Consider the following 20,374-nt stretch of genomic DNA (forward strand, 5'->3'; position numbering starts at 1 on the left):
CCGGGCTCGGGGAGCCGCGGTGGTATGCCATGTTCAACGACCCGGCCCCGGCCACGATTCCACCCTCAGAGTGGCCCCGCCCACGGGACACTCGGCCCCAACCGGGCCAACGAGCTCACCCCACCGCAAACGGAACCGGACACTCACCCCAGAGATGACGGCCGCGCGCCGCCACCCGCCGACACCTCAACCCCACCCCACGCCCACCGGGCCGCTCGGCGGACGCAACTTCAGGGAAACTGCTGCCTCCCCAGCAGGCGAGGCAGCAGTTTCCCCGAAGTTGCGCACCCGACAGGCCGCCGTGGGGTCAAATGCCCGATTCCGGGGGCCGCCTGCGGGCATTGGCGGGCCGATGATCGTGCTCGATCCAGGATGTAGTGCCCTCCAGGCGCGACCGAGGCCACTACATCATGGATCGAGTGCGATCAGCCAAGAACGACGCCGGATCGTGCGGCGGCTGGCATCGGCGCCCGCCCAGCCGACCCGTCGTTTCCGGTCGATCGGCTGCAGGGAAGCCGGTGCTGTACGCCTCGATGGGCACGGTGTTCGACGCCCCCCGGCTGCTGCGCTGCTTCGCCGACGCGCATCTGCTGCGTTGCCTCTCGGAAACCCGCTTCGTGTGTCGAAGGCCGAAGTAGGTGACCGTGGCGAGGGGTGATCAGGCTGGGTCGGTGGGCCCGGTGGTGTCGGCGGCCTGAGCGTGCCGCTCCAGCAGGCGCTGCCGGATCTCCTCCGGGGTGTACGCGCGTCGACGCCGCTCGGCTCGCGCGATGACCACGCCGGTGGCCGCAACTCCGGCGAGCCCGGCCAGCCCGAGGACCTTCCACCACCGCATCCGTTGCCGCATCGGCCTAGGGTAGACGGTCATGAGCATCAGCCTGGATGAGGCCGTCGAGTTGACCCGCACCGGCGACGTGTGGGTGTTCCGGGGGCGCAGCGTGCCGGACCGGGCGATCCAGTTCACCACCAACAGCCCGGTCAACCACGTGGGAATGGCGGTGGTGCTGGATGACATGCCGCCGCTGATGTGGCACGCGGAGTTGGGCAGGTCGCTGCCGGATCTGTGGTCGGGCAGCCACCAGCGCGGTGTGCAGCTGCACGACCTGCGGGACGCGGTCTGCGTCTGGGCCAACCGGTACGGCCAGCGGGCCTGGCTGCGGCAGCTCGATCCGCCGGCGGACGGGGAGATGGAGCGGGCGGTGCTGCGAACCGTGGCGCGGCTGGACGGCACGCCGTTCCCGTCCACCGCGCAGTTGGCCTGGCGGTGGGTGCGCGGCCGGGTGCCGGCGTTGCCCCGTCCCGGCCGGAACGCCCCCGCATCGACGCCTGCTTCAACACCGTCGCCGGGGCAACGGGACCGGGCGCTGGAGACGGCCTACTGCGCCGAGGTGGTGGCCGTGACCTATGAGGCGATGGGTCTGCTGCCCGCGGGGCGGCGGCCGAACTGGTACGACCCGGGACGGTTCTGGAGTGGGGACGATCTGGGTCTGGCCACCGGTGCCCGGCTGGGTACGGAGATCGAGGTCAGGGTTCCGGCGCGCTGAGTTCGAACCGCCCCGTTTACCCGGCCCGCCGGCGCTGGCTACGCTGTCGCGTCGGTGGGGACGAGGGGAGACCTGATGGCGGTGCGGCCCGACGGCGCGGCGAAGTCGTGGAGCGCGGCCCGGGTGCTGGCGTCGGCGCCCTGGGTCGTGGTGCTGGTCGGTGTCTGCGTACTGACGGTGTTGCTGGTGGTCGCGCTGCTGTCGTTCCGTACCCGAGAGCGGGAAGGCGCGCCGCAGGCCGCGCCGCCGGCGTTCCTGCCGACGGTGCCGGCGGCCGTGTCGTCGACCACGGGGTCGAACCCGAGTGGAGTGGAGCGGCGCACGGCGTCGCCGCAGCCGTCGCGGAGCAGCCGGACGCCCTCGCCGCGGACCACCACTGGGTCGCCAGCTCCTGGTCGAACGACCACGCCGACGGCGTCGGTTGCGCCGTTGGGTCCGACCGGCGGCACGGTCGGCGCCCGTTACCAGGTCGGGACGGACGGCTGGGACGGGACCGACGCGGTCCTGACGGTCACCAACGGGTCGGCGAAGGCCGTGGACTGGCGGGCGGAGTTGACGTTCGACGACGACACGTGGGGCCTGCGCGTCAGCGGCGGCTCGGGGGCGTCGGTGTGGTCGCACGGTGACGGCGAGTTCGTGCTGCGTGGCACCCGGTCGCTGGGTCCCGGCGAGACCCACACGATGCGGCTGCGGGTCGGCTGGACCCGGTCGGCCGAGCGGCCCGCCCGCTGCACGGTCAACGGGGTCGTCTGCCGGCTGGGCTGATCCGGGGCGAGCGCGGTCGGGTGGTGTTGGCGCTTCCCGGCATGACCACCGATCGTTACGCTGCCCGCAGCGCCGGCTGAGGAGGGCACATGTCCGGCATGCGTCGGTTCCACGGTCGGGTCGCCATCGCGTCGTCGCCCTGGGTCGTGGTGTTCGCCGGTGTCGTCGCGATGGTGGTCCTGCTCTTCGTGGCCCTGGGGGCGTACCGGGGACGCAGCCCGGCACCGGACGACGGGTCGGCCCCGCCGCCAGCGCTCGTGTTGCCGACGGGCGCGCCCACCGCCGCGACGCCGTCGGCGGCGGCAGTGCTGCCCGGGCTGTCGCCGCGCGCGAGTGGTCCGCCGCCGGGAACCCCGGCTGTATCGCGATCGCCGTCGGCCCGCGCGACGGCCAAGCCGACGTCGCCTCCACCACCGGTACGGCCGCCCGCGGTGAGCGGGCGCTACCGGGTCGTGCACAGCTTTGATGGCGGGTTCATCGGCGAGGTGTCGATCACCAACGCGACCGGCGAGGGTCGGGGTTGGACGGTCGCGCTGGAGTACTCCCGTGGGCGGGTGGTGACCGCCTGGGTGGAGGGCGTGCCACAGGGGACGATGCGGCAGGCCGACAGCGGCTTCACGTACGCCAGTGGGGTGGATGTGCCGGCCCACGGGTCGGTGGCGTTGCGGTTCCACCTGGAGCGGGCGCCGGACCGTCCACAGGAGTGCACGGTCGACGGGGTGCGCTGCACCGGGTTCTGACCTGCTTCCGCAAGGATGCTGCTTTGTTGCGACTCTGTTTGCAAGGCATTGCAGAATGTTTCGGCAAGGGTTAGCGTGCGGCCAATCAGCGACCAGAGGAAGGCGTCGATGAAACCCCCGCCGATACCGCGCACCGCCCTGCTGGCCCTCGTCTCCCTGCTCACCGTCACGCTCGTCGGCACTCCCGTCGCCGCACAGCAGCTCGGCGCCGCGGCGGCACCCCGACCGTCCGGCACCGACCCGCTGGCCACCGCGGGCGCGGTGCAGTGGCGGACCGAACCCTCCGCCGAGGCGCTGCTCACGGCGGGCACCGACACCGCCCGCGCCGAACAGTTCTACTTCGTCCTACCGGACCGGTTCGCCAACGGCGACCCTCGCAACGACCGTGGTGGGCTGGCCGGCGACCGGCTGCGTACCGGGCTCGACCCGGCCGACAAGGGCTTCTACCACGGCGGCGACCTGAAGGGCCTCATCGACAAGCTGGACTACATTCAGGGGCTGGGCACCACGGCGATCTGGCTCGCGCCGGTCTTCAAGAACCGGCCGGTGCAGGGTGTCGGCAGTGACGTCTCGGCCGGCTACCACGGCTACTGGATCACGGACTTCACCCAGATCGACCCGCACTTCGGCACGAACGAGGAAATGAAGCGGCTGGTCAAGCTCGCCCACCAGCGCGGCATCAAGCTCTACCTCGACGTGATCGTCAACCACACGGCCGACGTCATCAAGTACGCCGAGGACCGGTACGCGTACGTCGACAAGGCCACCTCGCCGTACACCGACGCGCAGGGGCGGGCCTTCGAGGATCGGAACTACGCCGACGGCAGCCGCGCCTTCCCGCAGGTGAACCAGACGTCGTTCCCGTACACCCCGACGTTCGCCGAGCCGAAGGACGCCACCGTCAAGGTCCCCGCCTGGCTGAACGACGCCACGATGTACCACAACCGGGGCGACTCGACCTTCGCGGGCGAGAACAGCGAGTACGGCGACTTCTTCGGCCTCGACGACCTGTGGACCGAGCGTCCCGAGGTGGTCCAGGGGATGACCAAGGCGTACGGGGACTGGATCGGCGCGCTGGGCGTCGACGGCTTCCGGCTGGACACCGTGAAGCACGTCAACATGGACTTCTGGCCGCAGTTCAGCAAGGGCATCGAGCGGGCCGCCGAGCGGGCCGGCAAGAAGGACTTCTTCATGTTCGGCGAGGTCTACAGCGCCGATCCGGAGATCACCTCCAGCTACGTCCGGCAGGGCGGCCTGCCCGCCACCCTCGACTTTCCGTTCCAGGAGGCGGCGCGGGGTTACACCGCCGGCGCCGGGTCGGCCAAGGCGCTCGCCGACGTGTACGCCCGTGACGACCTGTACGCCGCCCGGGACACCGACGCCGGTCGGCTGACCACCTTCCTGGGCAACCACGACATGGGCCGGATCGGCTCGTTCATCGCCGGCGGGGGCACCGACCCGGCCAGCCACCTGCGCCGTGACCAGCTCGCCCACCAGCTGATGTTCCTCACCCGGGGGCAGCCGGTGATCTACTCCGGTGACGAGCAGGGCTTCACCGGCCCCGGCGGGGACAAGGACGCCCGGCAGGACATGTTCGCCTCGAAGGTGGCCGACTACCTCGACGACGACCTGCTCGGCACCGACCGTACCCACGCCAGTGACCAGTTCGACGCCGCCCACCCGCTGTACCGGACCATCGCCGAGCTGGGCCGGCTACGCCAGGCGCATCCGGCTCTGCGCGACGGTGTGCAGGTCACCCGGTACGCGGCCGACGGGCCGGGCGTGTTCGCGTTCTCCCGGGTCGCTCCGGCCGACCGCACCGAGTACGTGGTGGCGGTGAACAACGCGGCGACCGCGCAGACTGTCACGGTGGACACCTGGTCGGCCGGCGCGACCTTCACGGGCATCTACGGCAGCACTGACACTCCCAGCGCGGCTGCCGACGGCAAGCTGACCCTCACCGTGCCGCCGCTGTCGGCGGTGGTCCACCGGGCCGGCGCGGCCATTCCTCGGCCGGCCGCGGGGCCGGCCATCACCATCACCGCTCCCGCACCGAACGCCCTGGTGGCCACGCGTGCGGCGGTCACCGCCCAGGTGACCGGCGACCCGCTGGCCACGGTCACCGTCGCGGCGCGCGTCGCCGGCGGTCGGTGGACGCTGCTGGGCAGCGCCGATCGGGCCCCGTACACGGTGCAGCACGACCTGACCGGGCTGGCCGGTGGGACGCGGGTGGAGTACAAGGCGGTGGTCCGCGACGGGAAGGGACGCACCGCCACCGCGCGGTCCACCGCGATCGTCGGCACCCCGGCTCAGGGCGGATCGCGGGAGTGGACGGTGGTGCACTACCAGCGGCCGGCCGGCGGTTACGACGACTGGGGCCTGTACGCGTGGGGTGACATCGACCCGGCGTACGTCACCGAGTGGCCGAAGGGGCAGCCGTTCGCCGGAGAGGACTCCTACGGGCGGTTCGCGTGGGTGAAGCTCAAGCCAGGCGCGACGTCGATGAACTTCCTGGTGGTCGACTCGGCCGGCACCAAGGACGTGGCCGCCGACCGGAGCATCGACGTCACGAAGACCGGCGAGATCTGGCTCAAGCAGGGCGATCCGGCGATCTACCCGACCCGCCAGGCGGCCACGGGTGAACCGGACCCACCCGTCGAGGAGGGCACGGCGGTCATCCACTACCGCCGGGCCGACGGCAACTACGACGGCTGGGGTCTGCACCTGTGGGACGGCGCGGCCAACCCGACCGACTGGGCGACCCCGCTCAAGCCCACCAGCGTCGACGCGTACGGTGCGGTGTTCCGGGTGCCGCTGGCGGCCGGGGCCACCGGGTTGAACTACATCATCCACCAGGGCGACACCAAGGATCTGCCCGACGACCAGCGGCTCGACTTCGCCAGCGCGGGCCGCGAGGTGTGGCTGCTCGCCGCCACCCCGGGTCGGTTGCTGCCGACGACCGCCACCGGCGCCGGAGGGGACACCGACATCAGCAAGCAGAAGGCGCACTGGATCGACCGGTCCACCGTCGCCTGGCAGACGCCGCCGACCGACGGCAGGGCGTACGCGCTGGTGGTCGCCCCGACCGGCGGTGTGGCGGTCGTCGACGGGGAGCTGACCGGCACGTACACCACGCTGCCGCTGAAGGCGCAGCGCAACGGGCTCACCGAGGCCCAGCGCGCGGCGTTCCCGCACCTGTGGTCGTACCGCAGCTTCGCCCTTGATCGGGGTGACCTGGCCAAGGTGCCGGCGGCGCTGCGCGGGCAACTCCTGGTGACCGAGCGCGACGCCGAAGGTGCCCTGCTCGCGGCGACCGGCGTGCAGATCCCGGGCGTGCTCGACGACGTGTATGCCAAGGCCACCGACGCCACACTGGGGCCGACGTTCGCCGGTCGTACACCAAGTCTGGCGCTCTGGGCGCCGACGGCCCGGACGGTGGCGCTGCAGCTGTTCGACTCGCCCACCGCGCAGCCGACGACGGTGCCCATGCGCCGCGACGACCGCACCGGCGTCTGGTCGGTACGCGGCAGCTCCGCCTGGGCGGGGAAGTACTACCGCTATCAGGTGCAGGCGTGGCAGCCGGCGGCGCAGCGGGTGGTCACCGCGTCGGTGACCGACCCGTACTCGGTGGCCCTCGCACCGGACTCCACGCACAGCCAACTGGTCGACCTGGCCGACCCGGCGCTGACACCGCCGGGCTGGCGGACGCTGCGCAAGCCGGCCGCGGTGCCGGCGACCAGGGCGCAGATCTCCGAGCTGTCGGTGCGGGACTTCTCGATCGCCGATGACACCGTGCCGGCTGAGCGGCGGGGCACCTACCTCGCGTTCACCGATCCGGGCACGGCCGGCATGAGGCACCTGACGGCGCTCGGTGACGCCGGCGTCACCCACCTGCACCTGTTGCCGGCGTTCGACTTCGCCACCATTCCGGAGAAGCGGGCCGACCAGCGGCAGCCGGCCTGCGACCTGGCGGCGCTGCCGCCGGATTCCGAGGAGCAGCAGAAGTGCGTGGCGGCGGTCGCCGAGACCGACGGTTACAACTGGGGCTATGACCCGCTGCACTACACCGTGCCGGAGGGCGGCTACGCCGTCGACCCGGCGGGCGCGGCGCGGACCACCGAGTTCCGGCGGATGGTGGCCGGGGTGAACGACGCCGGCCTGCGGGTGGTCATGGACGTGGTCTACAACCACACCTCGGCGGCCGGCACCGACGCGAAGTCGGTGCTCGACCAGGTGGTGCCCGGCTACTACCAGCGGCTGCTGGAGGACGGCACGGTGGCCAACTCCACCTGCTGCGCCAACACCGCGCCGGAGCACGCCATGATGGGCAAGCTGGTGGTCGACTCGCTGGTCACCTGGGCGAAGCAGTACAAGGTGGACGGTTTCCGGTTCGACCTGATGGGTCACCACCCGAAGGCGAACATCCTGGCGGTCCGCAGGGCCCTGGACAAGCTGACCGTCGCCCGGGACGGGGTGGACGGCCGGTCGATCCTGCTCTACGGCGAGGGCTGGAACTTCGGCGAGGTCACCAACGACGCCCGGTTCGTGCAGGCCACCCAGGCCAACATGGCCGGCACCGGGATCGGCACCTTCAACGACCGGTTGCGCGACGCGGTGCGCGGCGGCGGGCCGTTCGACGCCAACCCGCGGGTGCAGGGCTTTGCCTCCGGGCTGTACACCGACCCGAACGGAGACCAGGTCAACGGGTCGGCGGCCGAGCAGAAGGCCCGGCTACTGCACGCCCACGACCTGATCAAGGTGGGGCTCACCGGCAACCTGCGCGGGTACCGGTTCACCGACTCGGCGGGCCGGCAGGTCACCGGCGCGCAGGTGGACTACAACGGCTCGCCGGCCGGCTACACCGCCGCGCCAGGGGAGGCGGTCACCTACGTCGACGCGCACGACAACGAGATCCTGTACGACGCGCTGGCGTACAAGCTGCCGCAGGGCACCTCGGCGGCCGACCGGGCCCGGATGCAGGTGCTGGCCCTCGCCACCACGGCGTTCGGGCAGGGCACCGGGTTCGTCACCGCCGGCACCGAGCGGCTGAGGTCGAAGTCGCTGGACCGCAACTCGTTCAACTCCGGTGACTGGTTCAACCAGATCCGCTGGGACTGCGCCGACGGCAACGGGTTCGGCGCCGGCCTGCCGCCGGCGCAGGACAACCAGGACAAGTGGGCGTACGCCCGGCCGCTGCTGGCGGACCCGGCGCTGGTGCCGGACTGCGCGGCGATCAACACCACCGACGCCCGGTACGCCGAGCTGCTGCGTATCCGGGCGTCCTCGCCGGTGTTCGGGCTGGCCACCGCGGAGCAGGTGCAGCAGCGGGTGGCGTTCCCGCTGTCCGGGGCGCAGGAGACGCCGGGGGTGCTCACCATGACCCTCGACGGCCGAGGGCTGGACCAGCGGTGGCGCTCGGTCACGGTGGTCTTCAACGCCACCCCGCAGGCGGCGACGCAGCAGGTCGACGGGTTGCGCGGGGCGGAGGTGGCCCTGCACCCGGTGCTGGTGAACTCGGCCGACCCGGTGCTCCGTACGGCGTCGTTCGACCGGGCGGCCGGCACCTTCACGGTGCCGGCGCGCACCGTGGCGGTCTTCGTCCAGCGATAGCGCGAACCGGGCCCCTTCCCCGTGGGGGGGGAGGGGGGCGGTCCGGGTGCTGGCCGGCGGGGCCCCCCCCCCCGCCCCACGTCACCCGAGGTGATCAGCCGAAGCAGTTTTCGATGGTGCCGCCCGGGATGGCCAGGCAGTTCGTCGGGCGGTTCGCGGTGATGGCGGACTTGTCGTCCACGTTCACCTGCCCGAAGAAGCTGAAGACACCGCCCGGAGCGAAGGTGGAGAAGTTGTGGGCGACCTTCGTCTTCGAGAGGCTGACCTCGCCGAAGATGTTGAAGATGCCGCCGCCGACTCCGATCGGACCCACGGCCCGGTTACCGACGACCTCGCTGTCGCGCAGCGTGGTGGTGCTGTCGGCGTTGAAGACTCCGCCGCCGAAGAAGCCGGCGGTGTTGTCCTTGATGGTGCCGTACTCGACGGTGACCGCGCTGTCGAAGGCGATCGCCAGACCGCCACCGACGCCGGCGGTGCTGTTCTTCTCGACCGTGACGTGGTGCAGGTTCACCTGGCTGTCCGCCACGGCGAGACCGCCGCCGGCGAGGACCGCCGTGTTCGAGACGAACTTGGTCTCGTACGCCGTGGTGTTGCCCTCGATGTCGAGGAGGCCACCGCCGAAGCCCAGCGTCTCGTTGTCGCTGATCTCGCTCTTCCTGATCTCGACGGTTCCACCATCGACGTCCTCGGTGAAGATCTCGGCGGCGCCGTTCGAGATACCGCCACCACCGATGACGGCGGTGTTGTCCTTGATCTTCGAGTCCTCGACCTTGAGTAGGCCAGCGTTGAAGATGCCGCCACCGAAGAAGAAGGCGGTGTTCCGGGTGACGGTGCTGTGCGAGATCTTCGTGGTGCCGAAGTTGGCCACGCCACCGCCGTTGCCGCCGGACTGGTTGAGGACGACCTCGGAGTCCAGGATGTCGGCCGAGCCGCCCGGCTGGACCAGGATGCCGGCGCCGTCGTTCTCCTCGGGCTCCTCGACGAGCGGTGTGACCACACCCGGCTTGGCCTTCGGCGTTACCTTCGGCGCGGCCTTCAGCCCAGCCTTCGGGTTGGCCTGCCGGGCGGTGAGCGCCTGGTTCAGCGGAACGCCGGCCTTCACCTGCGCGGCCAGCGCCTCGGAGTCCGAGTAGGCCGCCCAGACCGCCGCGGGCTCGACGCCGTTCTCCAGCTCGAGGGTCTGGCCGCCCTTGATGGTCAGGCCCTTGATCGTGAGGTGCCCGCTGCTGCCGACGTTGAGGATCCGGAAGTAGTCGGCCGTGGCTTCCCGGGAGATCGTGGTGTGGTCACCCTTGAGCGTGATCCGCTCCGTGATCACCGGCAGGCCGTTGCCCTCGTAGTCGTTGCGGGTCAGGTTGTAGGTGCAACCCTTGGCCAGCTCCAACACGCCACCGTTGCGGCTGTTGGCGAAGATGATCTCCTGGATCAGCTTGTCGGTGTCGCAGGGCACCTCCTTCCCGCGCTCTTTGTCCTTGTCCTTGTCCTTGTCCCGGTCCCGGTCCCGGTCCTTGTCCTTGTCCCGGTCCTTGTCCTTGTCCCGGTCCTTGTCCCTGTCCCGATCCTTGTCCTTGTCCCAGTCGCGTCCCTCGTCGCCCCGCTGGTCGCCGTCCTGGCTGACCTGCGCGGTGTTCCAGTTCAGGCCGGGGACCGCTCCGGCGCTGCCCGCGACGCCCACCGCCGCGAGACTGACCACACCGGTCAATCCGGCTACGCCACTGGCGAGCCAGAGCTTGCGGCGGCGCTTGGCCGTCGCCCGCCCAGAGGCTTCGTTGTTCGTTAGGTAGTTGGACATCGGAGCTCTCTGCCCTCTCCTCGTACCAGACAGGGTCGCCGCCCTCAAGCGGACTTCCCCTGCTACAAATCGGTTGTAGCTCCCAAAACGAACTTATGAGAATGTTCCTCGCCTCGCGGGCTTTTACGAGAGAAGCCCACATTCGGTTCATGTTGCGTCCGGGACGACCCGGACGCCCCGGCCGGGCACGCGCACACCCAAGCCGGCCGTAGCCCCCCGTGAGCTGCCCAAATGGGTACGCCCCCCCGCGCCGTCGCCGGCTCGGAGGGACGCACCCTCTATGTGGATCAGCCACCCGTTCCGGTTAGAAGCAGTCGGGAACGTTCAGGCAGTTGGTGGGGCGGTTGGCGGTCACCGCGGACTCGTCGTCGAGTCTCACGAAGCTGCCGAGGCCATTGGAGATGCCGCCCGGTGGCAAGGTGGCGAAGTTCTGCGTCACCTTCGTCCGTTGCAGGCTCACCTCGCCGCCGTCCGTGTTGTAGATGCCGCCGCCGCTGGCAAGCGGGCCGACGGCCCGGTTGCCCACGACCTCGCTGTCGCGCAGCGTGGTGACGCTGTCCTCGTTGTAGAGGCCGGCGCCGAAGAACCCGGCGGTGTTGTCCTTGATCCAGCTGTTCTCCACGGTCGCGACGCTGTCGAACGTCACCGCCAGGCCGCCCCCCACGCCAGCGGTGCTGTTCTTGGCCACCGTGGCGTGCTTGAGGATGAGCTGGCTGTCGGCCGCCGCGATGCCACCGCCGGCGAGCAGCGCGGTGTTGTCGCTGACCGTCGTCTCGTGCAGCGTCGTGGTGCCCTCGACGTCCAGGACGCCGCCGCCGAAGCCGAGCGTCCGGTTGTCGCTGATCTCGCTCTTGTGGACCCAGGCCGAGCCGCCGTCGACCTCGTCGGTGAAGATCTCGGCAGCACCGTTGGCGATGCCGCCACCGCCGATGATGGCGTTGTTGTCCTTGATCTTCGACTCGTCGACCTGGAGCAACCCGGCGTTGAAGATGCCGCCGCCGAAGAGGAAGGCGGTGTTGTGCGCCACGGTCGTCTTGCTGAGCCGGGCGGTGCCGAAGTTGGCCAGCCCGCCGCCGTTGCCGCCGGACTGGTTGTAGAGCAGTTCGCTGTCCAGGATCTCGGCCCGGCCACCGGGCTGCACCAGCACCCCGGCGCCGTCGTTCAATCCGGGCTGCTCCACCAACGGCACCACCGCCGACCCAGCGGCCACCGGCTTCGCTGCCGCCGCCACCGGCTTCGCCGCTGCGGCCGCGGGCTTCACCGCCGCCGCCGCGGGCTTGGCCGTTGCGGCCGCCGGCTTGGCCGCCGGTGCGGGCTTGGCCGCCGGTGCGGCCGTCGGCTTCGCCAGTTCGGCCGCCGCCGTGGTGCGGACCGAGGTCGAGTACGGCGCCCACGCCGTCGCTGGCTCCACGGTCATGCCCTGCTGGATGGTCTGGCCGCCCTTGATGCTCAGGCCCTTGAGGGTGAGGTGCCCGCCCGGGCCCACGTTCAGGATCCGGAAGTAGTCGGCGGTGGCGTCGCGGCCGATGGTGGTGTGGTCACCCTTGAGCGTGATCCGCTCGGTGATCACCGGCAGGCCGTTGCCCTCGTAGTCGTTGCGGGTCAGGTTGTAGGTGCAGCCTTTGGCCAGCTCCAACACGCCACCGTCGCGGCTGTTGGCGAAGACGATCTCCTGGATCAGCTTGTCGGTGTCACAGGGCACCTGCTTGTTGCGATCCTTGTCGTCGTCGCCCTTGTCGTCGCCCTTGTCGTCGCCCTTGTCGTCGCGCTTGGCATCGCGCTTGTCGTCGCGCTTGTCGTCCTTGCCGGACCGGTCGTCGAAGCCGCTCCAGTCGTCGCCGCTCCAGTCGTCGCCCGGGTCCTGGCCGCTGTTCTCCTTGGCACCGTCGGCGCCCGCGCCCGCGTCGCTGACGTTCTGCCGGTTGGTCGACGGCTGCGCGTCGGACACCCGGTCGGAGCTGGGCTTGTCGTCCCGAGCGGCCACGCCGCCGAGAGCCGCCAGGCCGACCACACCGGTCAGCCCGGCCACGCCGGCGACCCAGAGCGCCCGTCGGCGTCGTGTCGGCGGAGCCGTCGAGGCCCCGCCGTCGGTAGTCGTTACGTCGTTGGACATCAGAGCCTTCCGCCCTTTCCTGCTACCAGACGGGGTCGCATCGCCCGAAGCGTGGCGACCAGCTACAAATCGGTTGCAGCCTCTGATGCCCACCGTATGAGAACCATCCTCGCGATGCGGACTTATCCGAGAAAAGCCCGTATTCACCTCAGGTTAGGGCAGGGGCCCGTGAACGGGCCGGGTTGACAGGAAGGGGCGTGACCAGCACAAACGCCGACGGACCCCGTCGCCGGGCGCGCGGACGTCGAAACGTCGCGGCCCGGCGGCGAGGCCCGCCGTGGGGTCGTGCCGGTGCTGCGGTCAGCCGGGCAGGCGGTGGCCCGCCTCGCGCTGCTCGGCCAGCCAGGTCTCCACCTCGTCGGAGGTGCGCGGCAGCCCGGCCGACAGGTTGACCGCGCCGGTCGAGGTGACCAGTACGTCGTCCTCGATCCGTACGCCGACGCCGCGCAGCTCGGCCGGGACCAGCTCGTCCTCCGGCTGGAAGTACAGCCCCGGCTCGACGGTGAGCACGTAGCCCTCGCCCAGCGAGCCGTCGCGGTACGTCTCCTTGCGGGCGTTCGAGCAGTCGTGCACGTCGATGCCGAGCATGTGGCCGAAGCCGTGCAGCGTCCACCGCCGGTAGACCGAGGACTTCTCGTCCATCGCCTCGTCCACGCTCACCGGCAGCAGGCCCAGCTCGGACAGGCCCTCGGCGAGCACCCGCATGCAGGTCAGGTGGACGTCCTTGAACTTCACCCCGGGTCGGATGGCGTCGATGCCGGCCTGCTGCGAGGCGTACACGATGTCGTAGACCTGGCGTTGCAGGGCGGTGAACCGCCCGCTCACCGGCAGCACCCGGGTCACGTCGGCGGTGTAGAGGTTGCGCCCCTCGACGCCCATGTCCATCAGCAGCAGGTCACCCGGTCGGGTGGCGCCGTGGTTGTGCACCCAGTGCAGGATCGTGGCGTGCTCGCCGGCGCCGACGATCGAGCCGTACCCGACGTCGTTGCCGTCGTGCCGGGCCCGCAGCGCGAAGATCCCCTCCAGCAGCCGCTCCGAGACGGCCCGGTCGGCCGGCAGGACCCGGGCCACGTCCTCGAAGCCGCGCACCGTGGCATCGATCGCGTCCTGGAGCTGGGCGATCTCCCACTCGTCCTTGACCAGCTTCTGCTCCGAGATGGCGATGGCCAGCTCCCGGTCGCGGGCTGGCTGCCCGTCGGAGCGGACCCCGTCGTACGGGCGGACGGCGGCGTCGACCTGCGCGTCGAAACCGCGCAGCACCCGGGTCCGGCCCGGTGCCAGGTCGGCGAGCGTGGCCTCCAGCCCGGTCAGGTCGGCGGTGGGCAGGCCCAGCTCCGTGGACTTCTCGCTGAGCGTGTGCCGTCGACCCACCCACAGCTCACCGTGCCGGCTGCGGAAGAACTCGTCGGTCTCCCGGGAGGAGCGGGGCCGCATGTACAGCGTGGCGTCGTGCCCCGAGCCGTTCGGGCGGAGTACGAGCACGCTGTCCGGGTCGTGGTCACCGGTCAGGTAGGCGAAGTCACTGCCTGGGCGGAACGGGTACGCGGTGTCGTTGGCCCGGACCTTCTCGGCGCCGGTCGGGATCACCAGTGTCTCGCCGGGGAAGGCTGCCGAGAGCGCGGCCCGCCGCTTGGCGTAGTTGGGTGCCTCCGGAAGGGGGGCGACCGGAAGCGCGGTGTCGCGCCAGCCCTGCCGCATGAAGGACAGCAAAGCCTCCGGGAAGTCCGGATCGTGCGATTCCGTGCCGTCTGTCGGCGTACCGTCGGTGCGTCCCTCGGCCATTGCGCCGCTCCCTCCGCTTCGTTGCTGGTCCCGACGGTACCGCGCGTCCGATTGGCGTCGGCGCCCGCCGGGAGCGCTCCGGTTCGTCGGACGGCTGCGACGGGCCGACGGGGCCCGTGGGAAGATGACCACCATGTGCGGACTCCTTGCCTTCTTCAGCGCGAACGGCAACGCCGCCGCGCACCGCGACCACATCGCCGGAGCGTTGGAATGCCTGCACCACCGCGGCCCGGACGAGACCGGGGTCGAGGTGGTCGGCGATGCCTCCGGCCGGTACGCGGACGGGGTCTTCGCCCACAAGCGGCTCGCCATCATCGACGTCGCGTCGAGCCACGAGCCGCTGCCCTACGCGAACGGCCGTTACCTGCTGACCTTCAACGGCGAGATCTACAACTACATCGAGCTGCGCGAGGAGCTGATCCGGGACTTCGGCGCCCAGTTCGCCACCGCCGGTGACGGTGAGGTGGTCGTCGCCGGCTACCACTTCTGGGGCGAGCAGGTGCTCACCCGCCTGCGGGGCATGTTCGCCTTCGTCATCTGGGACCGGCAGGAGCGGCGTGCCTTCGGCGCCCGGGACTACTTCGGCATCAAGCCGTTGCACTACCTGGAGACCGCGGACGGGCTCTACCTGGCCTCGGAGAAGAAGGCTCTGCTGCCCTTCGCGCACAGCAGCTACCAAGGCGACGCGGGCATCGACACGGCCAACCTCAGCCACTACCTGACCCTGCAGTACGTCCCCGAGCCCGGCACGCTGCACAAGGGCATCAGCCGGATCGGTTCCGGGGAGTACCTGAGCTGGTCCCCGGGCGCTCGGATCGACGTCCGCCGCTGGTACCGGCCGGTGTTCCGGCCGGCGCCGGTCGACGACGAGCAGAAGCTCTACCACGAGATCCGGGAGACGCTGCGGGAGAGCGTGCGCATGCACATGCGCTCCGACGTGCCGGTCGGCTCGTTCCTGTCCAGCGGCATCGACTCCACGGCCGTGGTCGCGCTGGCCCGGGAGTTCAACCCGAACATCCTGACCTTCACCGTCGGCTACGACGTGCCGGGATATTCGGAGATCGACGTCGCGCAGGATTCGGCCCGGCACCTGGACGTCACCACGATCCCCACCAAGATCGGTCCGCAGGACATGATGGACGCCCTGCCGAAGATCGTCTGGCACCTGGACGACCCGGTGGCCGACCCGGCGCTGGTGCCGCTCTACTTCGTGGCCAAGAAGGCCGCCGAGCACGTCACCGTGGTGCTCTCCGGCGAGGGCGCCGACGAGTTCTTCGGCGGCTACACGATCTACCGTGAGCCGCTGTCGCTGGGCACCGTCAACGGCCTGCCCGGCGGGGTGCAGAAGGGGCTGCGTGCGGTCTCCAAGGCGATCCCGCAGGGGGTCAAGGGCAAGAGCTTCCTGGAGCGTGGCACCACCCCGATCGAGGAGCGCTACTACGGCAACGCCCGGATGTTCACCGAGGAGGAGAAGCAGCACCTGATGCGGCGCTACGACCCCTCGGTGCGCTACACCGACGTCACCGCGCCGATCTACGCCGAGTGCACCGAGCTGGACGACGTCACCAAGATGCAGTACGTCGACCTGTACACCTGGCTGCGCGGCGACATCCTGGTCAAGGCCGACCGGATCTCGATGTCGCACTCGCTCGAGGTGCGGGTGCCGTTCCTCGACCGTGAGGTCTTCGACGTCGCGGCGAAGGTCCCGGTGGACCTGAAGCTCCCGCCGCGCTCCGACGCCACCAAGTACGCGATGCGTCAGGCGTTGCAGGGCGTCGTGCCTCCGGCCATCGTCAATCGCAAGAAGCTGGGCTTCCCGACGCCCACCCGGGTCTGGCTGCGCGGCGAGATGTACGAGTGGGCCCGGCACGTGATCAGCACCTCGGGCGCGGGCGACCTGCTCGACCTGTCGTACGCGCTGCGGCTGCTCGACGAGCACAAGCGGGAGGAGGCCGACCACTCCCGCAAGGTGTGGACCGTGCTGATCTTCTGCATCTGGCACGCGATCTTCGTGGCCAAGACGCTCGACCCGGGCATCCAGCGCAACCAGTCGGCCCTGCTCACCAAGCCGGTGGTCGGCTCCATGGTCCGCTGACCCGCTGACTGGGCCCGGCCCCGGTCCGGCCTCGGCCCGGCCTCGGCCCGGCCCCGGTCCGGCCTCGGCCCGGCCCCGGTCCGGCCTCGGCCCGGCCCCGGTCCGGCCTCGGTGATCAAGAGGTTTGCGTCACAGGAGACACTTTCGGTGACGCAAACCTCTTGATCAACTCCGGGCGGGGCCGGCCGGGGTGGGGCCGGGTGGGGCCGGCCGGGGCCGGCTGGGTGTTCAGCGGCGGGCGCAGGTGACGGTGGGCAGGGTGTTGGTGCCGGTGGTGCTGGCCAGGAAGCCGAAGGTCGTGGTGCCCTCCGGGGGGACCGTGCCGTTGTAGGAGACGTTGCTCGCCGTCACCGACGAGCCGGACGAGGTCTGGGTGGCGTTCCAGACCTGACTGATGGACTGCCCACTGGGCCAGGTCCAACTCGCGGTCCAGCCGGCGAACGGCGTACTGCCGTGGTTCATGATCATGACTTCGCCCTGGAAGCCGCCCTGCCACGCGCTGACCACCTTGTAGACCGCCATGCAGTCACCGCCGTGCGGCGGTGGGGTGGTCGGATCGGTGGGCGGCGTGGTCGGGTCGGTCGGTGGGGTGGTCGGGCCGCCCGAGCCGACGCCGGTCACCTCGCCGTCGCCGCCGTCGAAGGCAACGTCGGAGCAGCCGAAGAAGTTCTCCTGCGAATCCGCGCGCACCCAGCGGGAGTAGATGATGTGCCGGCCACTCTTGCCCGTCGGCAGGTTGCCGCTGAAGTAGTAGTGGCCGTCGTTGGTGCCGACCGCGCCACGCTGCGGCGGGTTGGTCACCGTGAGGAACGGCTGCGCCTCCAGGTCGCCCCAGGCCAGCGCCCGGGTCGGGCTCCAGCTGTCCTTGGTCACGTAGAAGTAGAAGGTGCCCGGGTGGTGGGCCCAGTTGCTGTACTTGAAGTCCAGCTGCGCCCCGGCGGTCAGGTGGGTCAGCGGCCAGTCGGTGCGGGCAAGGTCGTAGCCGGAGTAGCCGGGATTACCGCCGCTGCACAGCTGGCCGTCCGGGATGAAGCCGGTGGTTCGGCCGCCCGCGTCGGAGCGGAGCACGCTGAACCAGTTGTAGAGCGAGTTGGCTCCGCTCTGTGTCACCGCGGCGGCACACGCGGGGTTGTTCGGTCTGATCTCGCCGGTCTGGCTCAGCCCGTCCTTCCAGCAGAGGTAGGTCCGGCTGCCAGGGGTCATCGCCGCGCCGTGCGCGGCGGCCGGGTCCGGGCCGGACGCCAGGGCGACGGCGCCCAGGGCGAGGGTCACGGCCGCGATGAGCAACGCGGCCATACGAGAACGGTGCACGGGGTCTCCTGACTCGCGGAGCGTGCCGCCCGAGCCGCCCCGCCGCAATCGGGTGGGAGTTGGCATGGTCGCGCGTCGTCAACGGTCCCTGTCGCGGACCGGCGCCCTCGCGTCACGATGAACCCGGCAACCAGCGGCGCGGCAGCCCTCGCACCGTCCGGTAAGCGTCATCCCACCACGTGGCCCGACCGCAGCGCAATAGGCAAGCGTCGATGTAGTGGCTGGGACGACTTCCCCGACTCGCACCCATTCCGGGGCGAATCAACCATATTCTGCACTGTGCGGCTTCGCGGAGCACGCGCCGAGCTGGCCGGTCCGGCCGCCCGCGCCGCCGAGACGGAGAGTTCAGGAGACGGGGCCCGTGCCGGACGTGTTCGACGAACTGCACCGACGCTGTCGCTCCGGCGAGGGCGTCGCCCTGGCCACCGTGGTGGCCACCTGGCGATCCGCGCCGCAGCCGCCCGGCGCCACCATGCTGGTCGCGGCCGACGGCACGGTCACCGGCAGCGTCTCCGGCGGCTGCGTCGAGGCTGACCTCTACGAACGCGCCCGCCACGTGCTCGCCACCGGCTCACCCGAGCTGATCCGCTACGGCATCAGCGACGACGACGCGTACACCGTGGGCCTGACCTGCGGCGGGATGCTCGACGTGTTCGTGGAGCGGTTCGACGCGGACGGCCTCGCGGCGCTGGACGCCGTCGCCGCCGCGCGTCGGGCCGGTCAACCCGCGGCGGTCATCACGTGCGTGACCGCCGACGCCAGCGATCCGCCGGGCGCGGCCCCGGCCGACCCGGCCGGCCGGTTGGGCCGGCGGCTGGCGCTGGTCGGGCAGCAGGTCACCGGCTCGCTCGGCGACGACCGGCTGGACGCCGCCGCCACCGCCGACGCCCTCGGGCTGCTCGCCGCCGGTCACAGTGCAGTGCTCCGGTACGGCTACCACGGCGAACGCCGAGGCACCGGCCTCAGTCTCTTCGTGGCCGCCCATGCCATCCCGCCCAGGATGATCGTCTTCGGGGCGATCGACTTCGCCGCCGCGGTGGCCCGGATCGGCGCGTTCCTCGGCTACCGGGTGACCGTCTGTGACGCGCGGCCGGTCTTCGCCACCGCCCGACGTTTTCCGGACGCGGACGAGGTGGTGGTGCAGTGGCCGCACCGTTACCTGCACGCGGAACTGGACGCCGGCCGGGTCGACGAACGGACGGTGGCCTGCGTGCTCACCCACGACCCGAAGTTCGACGTGCCGCTGCTGGAGTTGGCGCTGCGGCACCGGCTGGCGTACGTCGGCGCGATGGGGTCGCGGCGTACCCACGACGAGCGGCACAAGCGGCTACGGGAGGCGGGGCTCAGCGCCGAGCAACTCGGCCGTCTCGCCTCGCCGATCGGGTTGGACCTGGGCGGTCGTACCCCGGAGGAGACCGCGGTGAGCGTCGCCGCGCAGATCGTCGCGGGCCGTTGGGGCGGCAGCGGGCATCCACTGACGACGCTCGCGGGACCGATCCACCATTCTGCCTAGCGTGCGGCGGACGAGACGACGAAGGGACCGGCATGGGATACGCGGTGGTGCTCGGAGAGGCACTGGTCGACCTGCTCGACACCGAGCGCGACGGTGCGCGGGTCTACCGGCAGGCGATCGGCGGTGGGCCGCTCAACGTCGCCGTCGGGGTGGCCCGCCTCGGTGGGGCCGCCCAGTTCGTCGGCTCGCTCGGCGACGACGTGCTGGCCGGGCGCATTCGTGACTTCCTGGCCACCGTCGATGTCGGGCTGGCCGGCGCGGTCACGGTGCCGGCGCCGACCGCGCTCGCGGTGGTCACGTTCGCCGGCCCCGAGCCCGACTTCCGCTTCTACGGCGAGCCGCCGTCGTACGGTCTCCTGGACCCAGGAGACCTGGACCTCGCGCTGATCGAGGGGGCCGACGTGCTCTACTGCGGGTCGGTCATGCTGCTCCAGCCCACCGCGCTGGCCGCCGCCCGGCGCGCCTGGTCGCTCGCCACCGGTCTGCGGGTGCTCGACCCGAACGTACGCCCCCGACTGCTGGCCGGGCCGGCCGAGCTGGCCGGGTTGCGCGCGGTGGTGGCCGAGTTCGCCGCGGGCGCGCACCTGGTCAAGCTGAGCACCGCCGACGCCGAGCTGCTCTACCCGGGCGAGCCGGTCGAGGGGGTGGCCGCGTACCTGCGGGAGTTGGGCGCCGCCACCGTGGTGGTGACGCTCGGCGCGGCCGGCGCGGTGCTCGCCGCCGCCCACGCCGATCCGGTACGGGTGCCGGCGCCGAAGGTGCAGGCGGTGGACGCCACCGGCGCCGGGGACTCGGTGATCGCCGCGTTGATCGCCGACCTGCTCCTCGACGGCGAACCGGCCGACCCGGCGGGCTGGGTGGACCGGGTGGCCTTCGCGCTACGGGTGGCCGGCCTGGTCTGCGAGTCGCCCGGCGGCGCCACCGCCATGCCCACCCGCGCCGAAGTCCACCGACGCTTCGAGCGCTAGCCCTCGATCCCCCGCCCCAGCGCTTCGTCGATCTTGCACTTGCGGTCGCCGGATCGTCCTTCTTGCGGCATTTGCCCAGGCCGTTAGTGCAAGATCGGCGGAGTATGTCGCGGGTGCCCGGGGGAGAGGGGGGAGGGAGGG

12 protein-coding genes are annotated in these 20,374 nt (G+C 71.1%); 7 read left to right on the forward strand and 5 right to left on the reverse strand.

What is annotated here, in order from left to right:
- Positions 1–658: 658 nt before the first annotated feature.
- Positions 659–847 (reverse strand): hypothetical protein, encoded by a 189-nt coding sequence (locus V6V47_RS28595; protein ID WP_334631533.1) that lies wholly within the window; start codon positions 845–847, stop codon positions 659–661.
- Positions 848–866: 19 nt separating this feature from the next.
- Between V6V47_RS28595 and V6V47_RS28600 the strand changes: the two genes are divergently transcribed.
- The 4 genes from V6V47_RS28600 to pulA all read left to right on the forward strand — a co-directional run bounded on the left by V6V47_RS28600 (position 867) and on the right by pulA (position 8,659).
- On the forward strand, positions 867–1,544 hold the full coding sequence (locus V6V47_RS28600) for a hypothetical protein (RefSeq protein WP_334631502.1): 678 nt from the start codon (positions 867–869) through the stop codon (positions 1,542–1,544).
- A gap of 75 nt (positions 1,545–1,619) precedes the next feature.
- Complete coding sequence (locus V6V47_RS28605; RefSeq protein WP_334631503.1) at positions 1,620–2,309, forward strand: hypothetical protein; 690 nt, start codon at positions 1,620–1,622, stop codon at positions 2,307–2,309.
- 89 nt (positions 2,310–2,398) lie between these two features.
- Positions 2,399–3,049 (forward strand): cellulose binding domain-containing protein, encoded by a 651-nt coding sequence (locus V6V47_RS28610; RefSeq protein WP_334631504.1) that lies wholly within the window; start codon positions 2,399–2,401, stop codon positions 3,047–3,049.
- A 108-nt stretch (positions 3,050–3,157) separates the two neighbouring features.
- The gene (gene pulA, locus V6V47_RS28615) at positions 3,158–8,659 is read left to right on the forward strand and encodes a pullulanase-type alpha-1,6-glucosidase (protein WP_334631505.1); all 5,502 of its coding nucleotides are present in this window, start codon (positions 3,158–3,160) and stop codon (positions 8,657–8,659) included.
- A 94-nt stretch (positions 8,660–8,753) separates the two neighbouring features.
- On the opposite strand, the gene V6V47_RS28620 is transcribed toward pulA, so the two are convergent.
- The 3 genes from V6V47_RS28620 to V6V47_RS28630 all read right to left on the reverse strand — a co-directional run bounded on the left by V6V47_RS28620 (position 8,754) and on the right by V6V47_RS28630 (position 14,346).
- A complete protein-coding gene (locus V6V47_RS28620; RefSeq protein ID WP_334631506.1) occupies positions 8,754–10,451 on the reverse strand; it encodes a hypothetical protein in 1,698 nt (565 codons plus the stop codon).
- Positions 10,452–10,755: 304 nt separating this feature from the next.
- The gene (locus tag V6V47_RS28625; protein WP_334631507.1) at positions 10,756–12,564 is read right to left on the reverse strand and encodes a right-handed parallel beta-helix repeat-containing protein; all 1,809 of its coding nucleotides are present in this window, start codon (positions 12,562–12,564) and stop codon (positions 10,756–10,758) included.
- Between the two features lie 300 nt (positions 12,565–12,864).
- Positions 12,865–14,346 (reverse strand): aminopeptidase P family protein, encoded by a 1,482-nt coding sequence (locus V6V47_RS28630; protein WP_334631508.1) that lies wholly within the window; start codon positions 14,344–14,346, stop codon positions 12,865–12,867.
- 133 nt (positions 14,347–14,479) lie between these two features.
- Here V6V47_RS28630 and asnB point away from each other — a divergent pair, with 133 nt between their 5' ends.
- Positions 14,480–16,441: an asparagine synthase (glutamine-hydrolyzing) gene (gene asnB, locus V6V47_RS28635; protein WP_334631509.1), complete on the forward strand. Its 1,962-nt coding sequence runs from the start codon at positions 14,480–14,482 to the stop codon at positions 16,439–16,441.
- Between the two features lie 228 nt (positions 16,442–16,669).
- On the opposite strand, the gene V6V47_RS28640 is transcribed toward asnB, so the two are convergent.
- Positions 16,670–17,737 carry a lytic polysaccharide monooxygenase auxiliary activity family 9 protein gene (locus tag V6V47_RS28640; RefSeq protein ID WP_334631530.1) on the reverse strand — a complete coding sequence of 356 codons (1,068 nt, stop codon included), beginning with the start codon at positions 17,735–17,737 and terminating at the stop codon, positions 16,670–16,672.
- Positions 17,738–18,113: 376 nt separating this feature from the next.
- On the opposite strand from V6V47_RS28640, the gene V6V47_RS28645 reads away from it, so the two are divergent.
- Both V6V47_RS28645 and V6V47_RS28650 read left to right on the forward strand, forming a co-directional pair.
- The gene (locus V6V47_RS28645) at positions 18,114–19,265 is read left to right on the forward strand and encodes an XdhC family protein (protein ID WP_334631510.1); all 1,152 of its coding nucleotides are present in this window, start codon (positions 18,114–18,116) and stop codon (positions 19,263–19,265) included.
- Positions 19,266–19,297: 32 nt separating this feature from the next.
- Positions 19,298–20,233: a PfkB family carbohydrate kinase gene (locus tag V6V47_RS28650; RefSeq protein ID WP_334631511.1), complete on the forward strand. Its 936-nt coding sequence runs from the start codon at positions 19,298–19,300 to the stop codon at positions 20,231–20,233.
- Positions 20,234–20,374 lie beyond the last annotated feature (141 nt).

The organism is Micromonospora sp. CPCC 205539, from assembly GCF_036906815.1.
GTDB lineage: Bacteria > Actinomycetota > Actinomycetes > Mycobacteriales > Micromonosporaceae > Micromonospora.

Coding starts and splice junctions, on each gene's coding strand:
- V6V47_RS28595 (WP_334631533.1), bottom strand. CDS start 847: ATGCGGCAACGGATGCGGTGGTGGAAGGTCCTCGGGCTGGCCGGGCTC.
- V6V47_RS28600 (WP_334631502.1), top strand. CDS start 867: ATGAGCATCAGCCTGGATGAGGCCGTCGAGTTGACCCGCACCGGCGAC.
- V6V47_RS28605 (WP_334631503.1), top strand. CDS start 1,620: ATGGCGGTGCGGCCCGACGGCGCGGCGAAGTCGTGGAGCGCGGCCCGG.
- V6V47_RS28610 (WP_334631504.1), top strand. CDS start 2,399: ATGTCCGGCATGCGTCGGTTCCACGGTCGGGTCGCCATCGCGTCGTCG.
- pulA (WP_334631505.1), top strand. CDS start 3,158: ATGAAACCCCCGCCGATACCGCGCACCGCCCTGCTGGCCCTCGTCTCC.
- V6V47_RS28620 (WP_334631506.1), bottom strand. CDS start 10,451: ATGTCCAACTACCTAACGAACAACGAAGCCTCTGGGCGGGCGACGGCC.
- V6V47_RS28625 (WP_334631507.1), bottom strand. CDS start 12,564: ATGTCCAACGACGTAACGACTACCGACGGCGGGGCCTCGACGGCTCCG.
- V6V47_RS28630 (WP_334631508.1), bottom strand. CDS start 14,346: ATGGCCGAGGGACGCACCGACGGTACGCCGACAGACGGCACGGAATCG.
- asnB (WP_334631509.1), top strand. CDS start 14,480: ATGTGCGGACTCCTTGCCTTCTTCAGCGCGAACGGCAACGCCGCCGCG.
- V6V47_RS28640 (WP_334631530.1), bottom strand. CDS start 17,737: ATGGCCGCGTTGCTCATCGCGGCCGTGACCCTCGCCCTGGGCGCCGTC.
- V6V47_RS28650 (WP_334631511.1), top strand. CDS start 19,298: ATGGGATACGCGGTGGTGCTCGGAGAGGCACTGGTCGACCTGCTCGAC.